Below are 12,687 nucleotides of genomic sequence, written 5' to 3' on the forward strand. Positions count from 1 at the left end.
CTCCCAAGACTGTGGTGGTTCCGATGCTACCGGACCCCGACGTGGCCGAACGGCGGCTGCTGGGCCACTGCGAACACTCACGGTGAGTTCACCGAGACTTCACTGTCGCGTGGTCGATCCGGCCGCTCGCAGCTCGGCCAGCAACTCCCCGGACGGCCAGTCCCGCCGGCCGCCCTGCTCGGCCGCGACGATCAGCTGGATCAGCCGTTCGTTGACCGGCGCCCGCACCCCGACCATCGCGCCGAGATCCACGATTTCGCCGCACAACCAGGTGATCTCGGTGCGCCGTCCGGCCGCGAGGTCGTCGGCCATCGAGGAGCGCGCGTGCGGATCGATGGCCAATACCCGGCCCGCGACCGCCCGGAACAGCCACGTCGGCACGGTGAGCAACCGCGCCATCAGCGCCGGTGGCAGCGGGGTGAGCCGCGCGGGACTCATCCGTGCGCGCTTCATCACAGTCAGCGCCTCGCGCTGGGCCAGCGCCAGGCACCGGCGGTAGTCCCGGTCGGCGAGTTCCTCGCGCAGCGTGCGCCCGGACAGCGCGTTGACCGGGTTGTTCAGGTTCAGCAGCAGTTTGGCCCACTGCACCGGGCGCAGGTCGGCGTGCCTGCGCAACGGCAGTCCGGCGCGATCGAACAGCGCGAGGTGGTCGGCCAGCGCCGGATCGTCCTGCACGGCCAGCCCGCCCTCGGTGCCGCGATGGAACCGGCCGGGCCCGTGCCGCACCACGTTGAACATCACCATGCCCGCCAGCACCACACACGACGGCAGGAACTCGCGGATCACGGTGTCGTTGCCGATGCCGTTCTGCAGGCTCAGCACCACGGTGCCCGCCCGGATCTTGTCCGCCAGCGCCCTGGCCGCGTCGGCGGTGGCCCCGGACTTCACCGTCACCAGCACCAGATCGGCGCAGCCCACGTCGTCCGGTTCGGTCGCCACCCGGAACCGGTCCGGCGCCACGTCCTGCGCGCCGCCGTCGAGATCGGTCAGGTGCAGTCCGGCGGCGGTGATCTCCTCGATCAACCACGGCCTGCCCACGAAGGTCACCTCGGCGCCCGCGGCGGCGAGCTTGCCGCCGACGAACACGCCCACGCTGCCCGCCCCGAACACCAGCACCCGCCGGGTCGGCTCCTCCGTCTCTCTCACACCACGTCCGTTTCCGCGAGACCCGCGTCCCGATAGGCGGCGAGCGCGGCCTCGGACCGCTCGCGCACCGCGGCCACCAGCTCCGGCGGCCCGAGCACCCGCACACCGGACCCGAAACCGAGCAGCAGCCGGGCCATCCAGTCCAGCGTGGCGAACCGCATGGTCGCCTCGATGCCGCCGTCCGGGCGCGCGGCCACCTTGTGCATCGGGTACTGGTCGAGCAACCAGCCGTGGTCGGCCCGGATGAGCAGGCGTGCCAGCGGAACGGCCGGGTCGTCCTGGAACAGGTCGAGGGCGGCCTCGGTGGAGACATCGCGCGGGGGCCGCGCCGGTTCGTCGAGCTCGGTGGCCGCCTCGATCCGGTCGAAGCGGAACAGGCGCACCGCCTCGGCGTCGCGGCACCAGGCCTGCAGGTAGCTGTTGTCGTCGACGAGCAGGATGCGGATCGGGTCCACCACCCGCTCGGAAACCTCGTCGCGGCTGGCCGAGTAGTAGACCAGCCGCAGCGCGTGCGCGCGGGCCAGCGCCGAACGCACCGTCGTCACCGCGGGCGCCTCCACCGGCGCGCTCGGCGCCGCCGGCGCCGCGTCGGGGGCGCCACCCGCGATGGCCGACTCGATCTTGGCGATCGCGGCGTGCGCGGCGGTCGGGTCGACCATGCCGGGCATCTCCACGATCGAGCGCAACGCCACCAGCAGCGCGGTCGCCTCGGTGGAGGTCAGCCGCAGCGGGCGGTCGATGCCCGCGGAGAAGGTGACCTCGATGCTCTCCTCGGAGAAGGACAGATCGATCAGGTCTCCGGGCCCGTACCCGGGCAGCCCGCACATCCACAGCTGGTTCAGATCGCTCATCAGCTGCTTGGTGCTCACGCCCAGGTCGGCGGCGGCCTCGGCGGCGCTGATACCCGGGTTCGCGATGAAGTACGGGATCATGTTGAGCAGCCGCGAGAGCCGCACCGACAGTCTGCTACCGCTCATGGCGTCCCTTCCAGGTCATGCCGGCGCCTCGGTGGTCTCGGCGACCGCCCGCAGCCGGGCCATCACGTCGGCGCGCAGATCCGCGGGGGCGAGCACCAGAGCGTCCTGGCCGAGGCCGGTCACCAGGCGGGCGATCCAGTCCCGCGAGCGCACCGGCACCTCGAGCACGACGCCGGGACGCCCGGCCACCACGCGGGATTCCCGCACGGTGCCGAGCCTGCGGATGTCGCGGCCGCGCCCGTCGGCGACCCAGACGGTCGCCGTGCCGGTGACCGGGCTGGTGCTGGTCACTCGCGCGACGATGGCGCGCAGGTCCACGCCCTCCGGCTTGTGCACGGCGTTGCGCGGGCCGTACGGGGTCACGTCGTCGGCGATGCGGGAGAGCCGGAAGCTGCGCACCGCGTCGCGGTCGCGATCGTGCCCGACCAGATACCACCGGCCCCGATGGGTCACCACGCCCCACGGCTCCACATCGCGCATCCGGAACGGCTCGTTCGCCGCGCCGCGATGTTCGAAGCGCACCGCCTGCCCGGCGTCGATCGCCGCCAGGAGTTTGCCGAGCACCGGTTCGGAACCGCGGGTGCGCGCCGGAACCGCGGGCACCGATGCCACCGGCGCCTCGGTTTCGACATGGATGCCCGCCGCCCGCAACTTCAGCACCGCGCCCTCGGCGGCGGCCGCCAGCTCCGGCGACTCCCACAACTGCACCGCCACCGCCACCGCGGCGGCCTCCTCGTCGGTGAGGTCGATGTCGGGCAGCGCGTAGGCGTCGGGGTTGATGCGGTAGCCCTCGACCGTGGAGAACCGGCTGACCGGGCCGACCTCGAGCGGAATGCCCAGGTCGCGCAGCTCGTTCTTGTCGCGCTCGAACATGCGGCTGAACGCTTCGTCGCTGGCGGAGTCCTCGTAGCCCGCGACGCTCTCCCGGATCCGCTCGGCGGTCAGGAACTGACGGGTCGACAGCAGCGCGATGACCAGATTCATCAGCCGCTCGACCTTGGATATCGCCACGCGATAGAGGGTAATCCGCCTGCCCGGCGGTGTGCGCGGCGGCGCGCGATTGCCCGGTCACTTGCCCAGCTTTTGCCCGCCCGGCGGCGACATCGGGTGCGCGAGAATGGGCGGATGATCGTTGCCTTCTCCGTCACCCCGCTCGGCACCGGCGTCGAGGTCGGCAAGGCCGTGGCCGAGGCCGTGCGCGTGGTGCGCGCCAGCGGCCTGCCCAACCGCACCGACGCCATGTTCACCACCCTCGAGGGCGAATGGGACGAGGTGATGCGCGTCGTCAAAGAGGCCACCGACGCCATCCTCGCCGTCGCCCCGCGCTGCAGCCTCGTGCTCAAGGCCGACATCCGCCCCGGCGTCACCGACGCGATGACAGCCAAGGTCGCCACCATCGAACGCCACCTCGCCGAGGACTAGCCGCCGCGCACCGTCCGAGCGCCGCGGCGGCGGGTGCCCCCGCGGCCGGCTCGGTCAGGAGATCCGCCGGCTCCAGAACGGGTCGTCGGCCCAGTCGACCGGAACACCCATGCCGCGCAGATTCATCGGCGGCCTCGCGCCGAGCAGCCGGTGGAGCCTGCCTCTCACCGCGAGCGATTCGCGTTCCGGCCGGCCGCACCCCCGCTCGCGGTGATTTCGGCGCGCACCGGGTCCCGATTCAACACGTCCGGCGCAACCGCCGTCCGCAGCGATGAGCGACACCCCGGTCCACCCGCCGCTAGCGGTCTTCGGCGAGTTCGGTCTGCTGGTAGGCGGCCAGTCGCCAGCCGTCGGCGGTGCGGCGGTAGACGCTGGTCATCCAGCCACGGAAGGCGGGCTGGGCGGCGTCGCGGTAGCCGATGCCCAGATAGACCAGCACCGCGCTCTCGGAGCCGGCGTCGATCACGCGCGGCTCCCGGATCTCGTAGGTGCGCCAGGGCGGGGCGTGCTCGAGCGCGGCGACCACGCCGTCGCGATCGAGGATCATCCCGTTGGCCAGCACCATCACCGCGTCGTCGGTCATCACCGCGCCGTAGAAGCGGGCGCCCGTACTCGCGCACAGCGCGTCCCACCCGGCGCGTTCGACCACGAGCAGCTCGTCGAGAACGTCCGTGTCGGTCATGCCCGCAGAGTATCCACGCGCGTGCCGCTCACGCGTCACATCGAGGCGATCAGCCGGTCCACCCGCTCGTCGACCGAGCGGAACGGATCCTTGCACAGCACGGTGCGCTGGGCCTGATCGTTCAGCTTGAGGTGCACCCAGTCGACGGTGAAGTCGCGGCCCGCCTCCTGCGCGGCGGTGATGAAGTCACCGCGCAGCTTGGCCCTGGTCGTCTGGGGCGGGGTGTCCACGGCCGCGTCGACCGCCTCGTCCTCGGTGATCCGCTTGGCCAGGCCCTTGCGCTGCAGCAGGTCGAACACGCCGCGACCGCGCTTGATGTCGTGGTAGGCCAGGTCCAGCTGGGCGATCTTCGGATCGGACAGCTCCATGTCGTAGCGGTCCTGGTAGCGCTGGAACAGCTTGCGCTTGATCACCCAGTCGATCTCGGTGTCGACCTTGGCGAAGTCCTGCGCCTCCACCGCGTCCAGGGCGCGCCCCCACAAGTCGACGACCTGGTCGATCTGCGGATCGCGGTCGCGGTTGCGCAGGTGCTCGACGGCGCGCGCGTAGTACTCGCGCTGGATGTCGAGGGCGCTGGCCTGGCGGCCGCCCGCCAACCGCACCGGGCGGCGGCCGGTGAGGTCGTGGCTGACCTCGCGGATGGCGCGGATCGGGTTGTCGAGGGCGAAGTCGCGGAAGGCCACGCCCGCCTCGATCATCTCCAGCACCAGCGCCGCCGTGCCCACCTTGAGCATGGTGGTGGTCTCGGACATGTTGGAGTCGCCGACAATGACGTGCAGGCGCCGGTACTTCTCGGCGTCGGCGTGCGGCTCGTCGCGGGTGTTGATGATCGGGCGCGAGCGGGTGGTCGCCGAGGAGACGCCCTCCCAGATGTGCTCGGCGCGCTGCGACAGGCAGAACGTGGCCGCCTTCGGGGTCTGCAACACCTTGCCCGCGCCGCAGATCAGCTGGCGGGTGACCAGGAACGGCAGCAGCACGTCGGAGATCCGGGAGAACTCGCCGGCCCGCACCACCAGGAAGTTCTCGTGGCAGCCGTAGGAGTTGCCCGCCGAGTCGGTGTTGTTCTTGAACAGGTAGATGTCGCCGCCGATACCCTCCTCGGCCAGCCGCTGCTCGGCGTCGATGAGCAGCTCCTCGAGCACCCGCTCACCGGCGCGATCGTGGGTGACCAGCTGGTGCAGGCTGTCGCACTCGGCGGTGGCGTACTCGGGATGCGAGCCGACGTCGAGGTAGAGGCGAGCACCGTTGCGGAGGAACACGTTCGAGCTACGGCCCCAGGACACCACCCGGCGGAACAGGTACCGGGCAACTTCGTCGGGGGACAGCCGACGGTGACCGTGGAAGGTGCATGTCACACCGAACTCGGTCTCGATCCCCATGATTCGTCGCTGCACATCTTCGACATTACAGCCATGTCGGGCCCCGGCGGGGCGGTGCGGACAACAGCACCGCATACGGCTTGGCAACGATTCGGGGTGGTTTGCCCGGTTCACCGGCCGCGCACACGGCTCGGGCCCGCGCGCGAACCAGTGTTCGCGCACGGGCCCGGAGCGGGTGGTGCGACGCCCCCGGACTACTCCGCGGGCTCCTCCGGCAACTCCACCGTGGTGGTCGCCTTGCCCACCGAGGTGTCGACGCCGTTGCCGGCCAGCAACTGCTCGAGCGCGGTCTTGGTGACCCGCCGGAACGCCCGGCGCGGGCGGGCCTGCTCCAGGGTGGCCACCTCCAGCTGGGAGACGCCGATCGTGCGCTTCTCCTTGTCGGCGCCCTCCGGGCCGGAGGCCTGCAGCGCCTGCACCGCGACGCCCACCGCCGAGCTCAGGTCCAGGCCCGGCTGGTAGGAGTCCTTCAGCGCGGCGACGATGGGCTCGGTGGTACCGCCCATCACCACGAACTCGCGCTCGTCGACGATCGCGCCGTCGAAGTTGATCCGGTACAGCACCGCCTCCGGCGACTGCTCCGGGTAGCCGACCTCGGCGACACAGATCTCCACCTCGAACGGCTTGAGCTGGTCGTTGAACACCGTGCCCAGCGCCTGCGCGTAGGCGTTGGCCAATGCCCGGCCGGTCACGTCGCGCCGGTCGTACTGGTAGCCGCGCAGGTCGGCCTGCAGGATGCCGCCGCGCCGCAGGCTCTCGAACTCGTTGTATTTGCCGACGGCGGCGAACCCGATGCGGTCGTAGAGCTCGCTCACCTTGTGCAGCGTGGCCGAGGGGTTCTCGGCCACGAACAGCACACCCTTGTCGTAGGTCAGCACGACGACACTGCGACCCCGAGCGATGCCCTTGCGCGCGAGCTCGGTCTTGTCGCGCATGATCTGCTCGGCCGAGGCGTAGTACGGCAGTGTCATGCGCCTGCACTCCCTTCCTGAGCCGCGGTGCGATCGGCGACGATCCCGCGGGCGATCTCCTCGAGCCTGCTCTCGGGCACCTCCAGGGCGCCCTCGGCGTCGATGACGACGGCCGTCGGGTAGATCCCGCGCAGCAGGTCCGGCCCGCCGGTGGCGGTGTCGTCGTCGGAGGCGTCGTAGAGCGACTCCAGGGCGATGCGCAGCGCCCGTGCCTGGTCGATCCCCTTGGCGTACAGCTTCTTCAGCGAGGTCTTGGCGAACATCGAGCCGGAACCGACCGCGGTGTAGCCGAACCGCTCCTCGCTGCGCCCACCGACGACGTCGTAGGACACGATGCGCCCGGCCCGATCCGGGTCACCGGCGCGCTCGTCGTACCCGACCAGCACCGGCACCACGGCCAGGCCCTGCAGGGCCGCGGGCAGGTTGTCGCGCACCATCTTCGACAGCTTGTTGGCCTTGCCGTCGAAGGTGAGCGGCACGCCCTCGATCTTCTCGTAGTGCTCGAGCTCGACCGCGAACAGCCGCACCAGCTCCACGGCCATGCCCGCGGTGCCCGCGATGCCCGCCGCCGAGAAGGTGTCGGTGATGTAGACCTTGTCCATGTCCCTGCTGGCCAACAGGTTTCCCTGGGTGGCCCGCCGGTCGCCGGCGATCAGCACGCCGCCGCGGTAGCTGACCGCGACAATGGTGGTGCCGTGCGGGGCGATGTCCTTCGCGCCGGTGCCACCGGAGGATCCGGTGGCACCGTCGAGAGCTGCGAACCTGTTGGGACCCAACAGTTCCGGCGCGAGCGCTCGTAGATGTTCGGTGAAAGAGGAAAGCGCGTGCCCCGGGTGGAGACGCATCGGGTCACCTGCTGTCACTGGCCGCCCTTCTGCACGTAGGCGCGGACGAAGTCCTCCGCATTCTCCTCGAGCACGTCATCGATCTCGTCGAGCAGGTCGTCGGTGTCCTCCGCCAGCTTCTCGCGACGTTCCTGACCCGCGGCCTCGGGACCGGCGGAACCCTCGTCCTCGTCGCCGCCTCCGGTGCGCTTGGTCTGCTCTTGTGCCATGGCAGCCGACCTCCTGTGTTCTCATCACGACCGGACCCAGGATCGGTGAGCACGGTTCCGGTCGTGCGCAATGTGCGTGCCCGTTCTTCAACACTACCCAGCCACCCCGACACCATGTCGGATCTGTGGCCTTTTGCCGGTCAGTGCGTCAGCTGCTCCACCAGTTCGGCGGCGCTGTCCACACCGTCGAGCAGCTTGCCGACATGGGACTTGGTGCCGCGGCGCGGCTCCAGGGTGGGGATGCGCACCAGCGAATCACCGCCCAGGTCGAAGATCACCGAGTCCCAGCTCGCGGCGGCGATGTCGGCCCCGAAGCGGCGCAGGCACTCCCCGCGGAAATAGGCCCTGGTGTCGGTGGGCGGGTTGGTCATCGCATCGAGCACCTGTTGTTCGGTGACCAGCCGCTTCATCGACCCGCGGGCGACCAGGCGGTTGTAGAGCCCCTTGTCCAGCCGCACATCGGAGTACTGCAGGTCCATCAGGTGCAACTTGGGGGCGGCCCAGTTCAGTCCCTCTCGGCTGCGCATGCCCTCGAGCAGGCGCAGCTTGGCGGGCCAGTCCAGCAGGTTCGCGCATTCCATCGGGTCGCGCTCCAGCAGGTCGAGCACCATCGCCCAGTTCTCGAGGATGTCGCGGGCGCGCGGGTCGTCGTTGCCCTCGCGGTCCATGAACTTCGCGACCCGCTCGTGGTAGAGCCGCTGCAACGCCAAGCCGGTGAGTTCGCGGCCGTCGGCCATCGCCACCGCCACCCGCAGCGTCGGATCGTGACTGATCTGGTGCACCGCGGTGACCGGCCGGGCCAGCTGCAGGTCCGACAGGTCCTCCCCGGCCTCCACGAGATCCAGCACCAGCGCGGTGGTGCCGACCTTGAGGTAGGTCGACATCTCGGCCAGGTTCGCGTCCCCGATGATGACGTGCAGCCTGCGGTACTTGTCGGCGTCGGCGTGCGGTTCGTCGCGGGTGTTGATGATGCCGCGCTTGAGGGTGGTCTCCAAGCCGACCTCGACCTCGATGTAGTCGGCGCGCTGGGACAGCTGGAAGCCGGACTGGTCGCCGGACTGGCCGATGCCGACCCGGCCGGACCCGCAGATCACCTGCCGGGAGACGAAGAACGGCGTCAAGCCCACGATGATCTGGTTGAACGGGGTGTCCCGGTTCATCAGGTAGTTCTCGTGGGTGCCGTAGGAGGCGCCCTTGCCGTCGACGTTGTTCTTGTACAGCTGCAGCCGCGGCGCGCCGGGCACACTGGAGGCGTGCCGGGCCGCGGCCTCCATCACCCGCTCGCCCGCCTTGTCCCAGATCACCGCGTCCAGCGGATCGGTGACCTCGGGGGCGGAGTACTCCGGGTGGGCGTGGTCGACGTAGAGCCGCGCGCCGTTGGTGAGGATCATGTTCGCGGCGCCGACCTCGTCGGCGTCGATCACCGGCGCCGGCCCGTTCATCCGGCTCAGGTCGAAGCCACGCGCGTCGCGCAGCGGCGACTCCACCTCGTAGTCCCACCGGGTGCGCCGTGCGCGCGGCACGCCCTCGGCCGCCGCGTACGCCAGAACCGCCTGCGTGGAGGTGAGGATCGGGTTGGCCGACGGCTCGGTGGGCGTCGAGATGCCGTATTCGACCTCGATTCCGATGATGCGCTGCATACCTCGAGCCTAGGCGACGCGCGCGGCGGCATCGGCCGCACCCGGTGCACCCGTGTCCTCCTCGGGGTGTAGCCGAATTCGTTCTCCCGGCTACACCGGTTCCTCCTCGCGGCGGATTCCCTCGCGCGCGCGAGGGCCGATAGTGGGTGGGTGACCGACCAGATCACCGATCAGGCGCGGGACCGGGCCCGCACCCCCGCGCCGGGCGGCCGCCTGCCCGCCCTCGACGTCCTGCGCGGCATCGCCATCCTCGGCACCCTCGGCACCAACATCTGGATCATGACCGATCCCGAGGGGCTCGTCGGCTACCTCGCCGGCTTCGGCGCCGCGGGCGCGGACTGGACCGAACGGGTGCTCCAGCAGATCGCCCAGGGCAAGTTCCTCGGCCTCCTGACCATCATGTTCGGCATCGGCCTGGCCATCCAGCAGGCCTCGGCCGCCCGCGCGGGCAGACCGTGGCCGGGCAAGTACCCCTGGCGGGCGGGCCTGCTGTTCCTCGACGGCGTGCTGAACTTCGTGCTGGTCGCCGAGTTCGACGTGCTCATGGGGTACGCCGTCACGGGCCTGGTGGTGGCGTTCCTGCTCGCCACGAGCGACCGGGCTCGGCGCCGCTGGCTGATCGGCGCGGCGGCGGTGCATCTGGCGCTGCTCACCCTGGTCGCGGTGGCGATCGCCGCCGCACCCGCGGCCGAGCCCGCGGCGCGCGAGCCACTGGACCCGAACCCCTACGCCGACGGATCGTTCTGGGACCTGGTGGTGTTCCGGCTGGCGAACGCGGGCATGTTCCGGCTCGAACCGATCATCGTGTTCCCGATGTCGGTGGCGTTGTTCCTCGCCGGTGCGGCGTTGTTCCGGGCCGGGGTGTTCCGGCCGGAGGGCGCGCGAATCCGCAAGCGGCTCATGCTGCTCGGCGCGGTGGCGGCACCGGTCGACCTGGCCGCCGGTGTGTTCGTCGGCGGCGACGTGATCTTCCTGACCCGCTACGGCACCGCGCCGCTCGTCGCGTTCGGCCTGCTCGCCCTGGTGGCCGAGTTCTACCTGCGCAGGCCGCGCGTCGGATTCGCCGGGCGCAGGCTCGGCGAGGTCGGCCGCACCGCGCTCTCGTGCTACATCCTGCAGAACCTGGTGGCCTCGGCGCTGTGCTACGGCTGGGGCCTCGGGCTGGCGGCACGGGTGGACCCGGCGGCGCGCGTGCCGTTCACGGTCGGAACGTATCTGCTGGTCAGCCTGATCATCGTGGTGGCGGCGCACCTGTGGCTACGCCGCTTCGAGCGCGGGCCGGTGGAGTGGTTCTGGCAGGTGAGCTACCGGCGGCTGTCCGGCGACCGCTGAAGCGGCGCAACCGATTCTGGCTCGGCGCTGCCACCGGCTCGCCGAAACGACCTCCGCGGACGAGGCCGGGCGGATATTCTCGGGCGGTGGGGCCGACACCCGGCCCACCGGTGCGGCAGCGTGCGGGAGCGTCGGATGGAGAACACCCTGGTCGTCGACGAAAAGCCGCGCTGGGCAACAGCTTTGCTGCGGCCGGGCATTCTCGCCTTCGGTGGGCCGATCGAGCCCACCGCGCTGCACGCCCACCACACCGTCCAGATGCTCGTCGCCCGTACCCCGGTGACGGTGATGGACGCCGGCGGCGTGCGGCACCAGGGCACCCGGGTGATCGTGCCCGCGGACGCGCCCTACCGGATCGAATCCGCCGCCGAGGGAGCGACGCTGTATCTCGATCCGGAGACCGCGGCCGGTGCCGCCGCCGCGGCGGATGCCCATCGCGGCGGCTGGGCCGACGACCGCGACCCGCTGCCCGCCACCCTGCTGAATTCCCCCATCGCCGAACAGGTGGCGGCCATCGTGCACGCCCTGCGCGCGACGCCACCGGCCCCGCCGCATCGCCACGCCGCGGTCACCGAGGCGCTGCACCTGCTGCCCTCGCTGGTGCTCGACCGCACCGTCCGCGGCGCCGACGTCGCCAAGCGGGTCGGCCTCTCCCCCGGCCGCCTGTCCCACCTGTTCACCGAGCAGGTCGGAATCCCGCTGCGCCCCTACATTCTCTGGCTGCGCCTGCGAATCGCCGTCGCCCGCTTCCGCTCCGGCGACGACCTCGCCACCGCCGCCCAGGCCGCGGGCTTCGACAACGGCACCGACCTCACCCGCACCTGCCGCCGCACCTTCGGCCTCTCCCCCACCGCCCTCCACCATGCCGCCCACTGGGATCTGGGCGACGACCTGCGCTGAACCGAGCGGCACACCGGCGGCAGGACCGGACTACCGCGGGCCCGCCTGCTCCCGCACGGTCGCGCGCAGGTGGTAGCGGGCGCCGATGGCGCGCAACACCTGCCGCACGACGGGGGGCGCCCATGCGGCGGCCGGGTCCTCGATCACCTCGGGGTCGACGAGGGTGAGTGTGCGGCCGGTGCGGCGCAGCTCGAATCGTCCGGCCGCGCGCACGTTCTTCAGCCAGTCGACGCCGGGGCCGTAGGTCAGCGCGATCCGGTAGACCGGGCCGTCGGCGAAGGCCAGCACGGGCGTCTCGTAGGTGCGGCCGGAGCGGCGGCCGCGATGCACCACCACCGCGGCCGGGGGGACGCGACCGGCGACCGGTCTGGCCGCCGGATTGGTGAGGTGCCGGTTGAGGGTGGCCAGGGAGCGTGGCAGAACCATGTCGTCCTCTCCGCCGAGTGGAAGCCGGCGCCGCCCAATCTACTCCGGATCGACGCGTCGCTCAGCTCGAGGACGCCATCGACGCCGCCCAGGCCCCGAAGGCGCCCGGATTGCGGGTCTGCAGCAGCACCCGGCCCGGACCGACGAAGTCGAAGACGAAACCCTCGCCGGATTTCAGGGACTGGATGGAGCGTCCCGACACGGCCCGGCGGATGGTGAAGTTCATCGCCAGGTCGTAGGCGACGACGTGGCCGGTGTCGATGGTGATCGGCTCGCCCGGTTGCAGATCGATGACGTCGATGGCGCCGAACACACCGACGACCACCTCGCCCTCGCCGTGGGCGCGTAGACCGAAACCGCCCTCGCCGCCGAACAGGTTCGCGAACCCGCCCCATTTGCTCTCCACGGTCACGCCGTAGGAGTTGGCGATCCAGCCGCCGCGGCTGATGAAGTACGGGCGGTCCGGGGTGATCGCGAGATTCAGCATGTCGCCGGGCAGGGCGGGTGCCACGTCCACCCAGCCGCCCTGCGGCGGTGCGGTGAAGGTGGAGACGAAGAACGACTCGCCGGCCAGCACCGAGCGCTTCAACCCGGCCAGGATGCCGCCTTCGGCCTTGGCCTGCAGGGTGACGCCGGCCGAATGCGCGAGCATGGCGCCGCTCTCGACCCGCATCGGCTCCCCGCCCGCGAGGAAGCAGCGGGCGACGGTCGAGGCGGGATTGTGGCGCAGGTGTACCTTCATGGACCGCGACATTACC

The 12,687-nt window shown here is 71.1% G+C and carries 14 protein-coding genes; 3 read left to right on the forward strand and 11 right to left on the reverse strand.

What is annotated here, in order from left to right:
- Positions 1–99 precede the first annotated feature (99 nt).
- Genes CRM89_RS08955 through CRM89_RS08965 form a run of 3 tightly spaced genes read right to left on the reverse strand, consistent with a single transcriptional unit; the run spans position 100 to position 3,134 of the window.
- Entirely contained in the window at positions 100–1,146 is a 1,047-nt protein-coding gene (locus CRM89_RS08955; RefSeq protein ID WP_098083733.1) for a 2-dehydropantoate 2-reductase, read from the reverse strand.
- Complete coding sequence (locus CRM89_RS08960; protein ID WP_011209698.1) at positions 1,143–2,123, reverse strand: YafY family protein; 981 nt, start codon at positions 2,121–2,123, stop codon at positions 1,143–1,145. The genes CRM89_RS08955 and CRM89_RS08960 overlap by 4 nt, the downstream gene beginning before the upstream one ends.
- A 15-nt stretch (positions 2,124–2,138) precedes the next feature.
- Positions 2,139–3,134 (reverse strand): YafY family protein, encoded by a 996-nt coding sequence (locus CRM89_RS08965; RefSeq protein ID WP_011209699.1) that lies wholly within the window; start codon positions 3,132–3,134, stop codon positions 2,139–2,141.
- Positions 3,135–3,248: 114 nt separating this feature from the next.
- Here CRM89_RS08965 and CRM89_RS08970 point away from each other — a divergent pair, with 114 nt between their 5' ends.
- On the forward strand, positions 3,249–3,545 hold the full coding sequence (locus tag CRM89_RS08970) for an MTH1187 family thiamine-binding protein (protein WP_011209700.1): 297 nt from the start codon (positions 3,249–3,251) through the stop codon (positions 3,543–3,545).
- Positions 3,546–3,843: 298 nt separating this feature from the next.
- Here CRM89_RS08970 and CRM89_RS08975 read toward each other — a convergent pair whose 3' ends face one another.
- The 6 genes from CRM89_RS08975 to dop form a co-directional block, all read right to left on the reverse strand.
- Complete coding sequence (locus CRM89_RS08975) at positions 3,844–4,227, reverse strand: nuclear transport factor 2 family protein (protein WP_098083734.1); 384 nt, start codon at positions 4,225–4,227, stop codon at positions 3,844–3,846.
- A gap of 35 nt (positions 4,228–4,262) precedes the next feature.
- Entirely contained in the window at positions 4,263–5,621 is a 1,359-nt protein-coding gene (pafA, locus tag CRM89_RS08980; protein WP_086842913.1) for a Pup--protein ligase, read from the reverse strand.
- 179 nt (positions 5,622–5,800) lie between these two features.
- Positions 5,801–6,577: a proteasome subunit alpha gene (gene prcA / locus CRM89_RS08985; RefSeq protein WP_060590681.1), complete on the reverse strand. Its 777-nt coding sequence runs from the start codon at positions 6,575–6,577 to the stop codon at positions 5,801–5,803.
- Entirely contained in the window at positions 6,574–7,422 is an 849-nt protein-coding gene (gene prcB / locus CRM89_RS08990) for a proteasome subunit beta (protein WP_050768060.1), read from the reverse strand. Before prcB ends, prcA begins: the two co-directional genes overlap by 4 nt.
- Positions 7,423–7,436: 14 nt before the next feature.
- Entirely contained in the window at positions 7,437–7,631 is a 195-nt protein-coding gene (locus tag CRM89_RS08995; RefSeq protein WP_011209705.1) for a ubiquitin-like protein Pup, read from the reverse strand.
- Positions 7,632–7,771: 140 nt separating this feature from the next.
- Positions 7,772–9,271 carry a depupylase/deamidase Dop gene (gene dop / locus CRM89_RS09000; protein ID WP_086842917.1) on the reverse strand — a complete coding sequence of 500 codons (1,500 nt, stop codon included), beginning with the start codon at positions 9,269–9,271 and terminating at the stop codon, positions 7,772–7,774.
- A 150-nt stretch (positions 9,272–9,421) separates the two neighbouring features.
- Here dop and CRM89_RS09005 point away from each other — a divergent pair, with 150 nt between their 5' ends.
- Together CRM89_RS09005 and CRM89_RS09010 are read left to right on the forward strand one after the other, a co-directional pair.
- Positions 9,422–10,603 (forward strand): DUF418 domain-containing protein, encoded by a 1,182-nt coding sequence (locus CRM89_RS09005; protein WP_098083735.1) that lies wholly within the window; start codon positions 9,422–9,424, stop codon positions 10,601–10,603.
- 135 nt (positions 10,604–10,738) lie between these two features.
- Positions 10,739–11,503 (forward strand): helix-turn-helix domain-containing protein, encoded by a 765-nt coding sequence (locus CRM89_RS09010; RefSeq protein WP_086842921.1) that lies wholly within the window; start codon positions 10,739–10,741, stop codon positions 11,501–11,503.
- Between the two features lie 30 nt (positions 11,504–11,533).
- Here the strand turns inward: CRM89_RS09010 and CRM89_RS09015 are convergent, their stop codons facing one another.
- Both CRM89_RS09015 and CRM89_RS09020 read right to left on the reverse strand, forming a co-directional pair.
- Positions 11,534–11,929 (reverse strand): nitroreductase family deazaflavin-dependent oxidoreductase, encoded by a 396-nt coding sequence (locus tag CRM89_RS09015; RefSeq protein ID WP_011209709.1) that lies wholly within the window; start codon positions 11,927–11,929, stop codon positions 11,534–11,536.
- A gap of 61 nt (positions 11,930–11,990) precedes the next feature.
- A complete protein-coding gene (locus tag CRM89_RS09020; RefSeq protein WP_041560189.1) occupies positions 11,991–12,671 on the reverse strand; it encodes a TIGR00266 family protein in 681 nt (226 codons plus the stop codon).
- Positions 12,672–12,687 lie beyond the last annotated feature (16 nt).

The organism is Nocardia sp. FDAARGOS_372 (assembly GCF_002554515.1).
In the GTDB taxonomy this organism is placed as follows: domain Bacteria; phylum Actinomycetota; class Actinomycetes; order Mycobacteriales; family Mycobacteriaceae; genus Nocardia; species Nocardia farcinica.

Coding starts and splice junctions, on each gene's coding strand:
- CRM89_RS08960 (WP_011209698.1), bottom strand. CDS start 2,123: ATGAGCGGTAGCAGACTGTCGGTGCGGCTCTCGCGGCTGCTCAACATG.
- CRM89_RS08970 (WP_011209700.1), top strand. CDS start 3,249: ATGATCGTTGCCTTCTCCGTCACCCCGCTCGGCACCGGCGTCGAGGTC.
- CRM89_RS08975 (WP_098083734.1), bottom strand. CDS start 4,227: ATGACCGACACGGACGTTCTCGACGAGCTGCTCGTGGTCGAACGCGCC.
- prcA (WP_060590681.1), bottom strand. CDS start 6,577: ATGACACTGCCGTACTACGCCTCGGCCGAGCAGATCATGCGCGACAAG.
- prcB (WP_050768060.1), bottom strand. CDS start 7,422: ATGCGTCTCCACCCGGGGCACGCGCTTTCCTCTTTCACCGAACATCTA.
- CRM89_RS08995 (WP_011209705.1), bottom strand. CDS start 7,631: ATGGCACAAGAGCAGACCAAGCGCACCGGAGGCGGCGACGAGGACGAG.
- dop (WP_086842917.1), bottom strand. CDS start 9,271: ATGCAGCGCATCATCGGAATCGAGGTCGAATACGGCATCTCGACGCCC.
- CRM89_RS09010 (WP_086842921.1), top strand. CDS start 10,739: ATGGAGAACACCCTGGTCGTCGACGAAAAGCCGCGCTGGGCAACAGCT.
- CRM89_RS09015 (WP_011209709.1), bottom strand. CDS start 11,929: ATGGTTCTGCCACGCTCCCTGGCCACCCTCAACCGGCACCTCACCAAT.
- CRM89_RS09020 (WP_041560189.1), bottom strand. CDS start 12,671: ATGAAGGTACACCTGCGCCACAATCCCGCCTCGACCGTCGCCCGCTGC.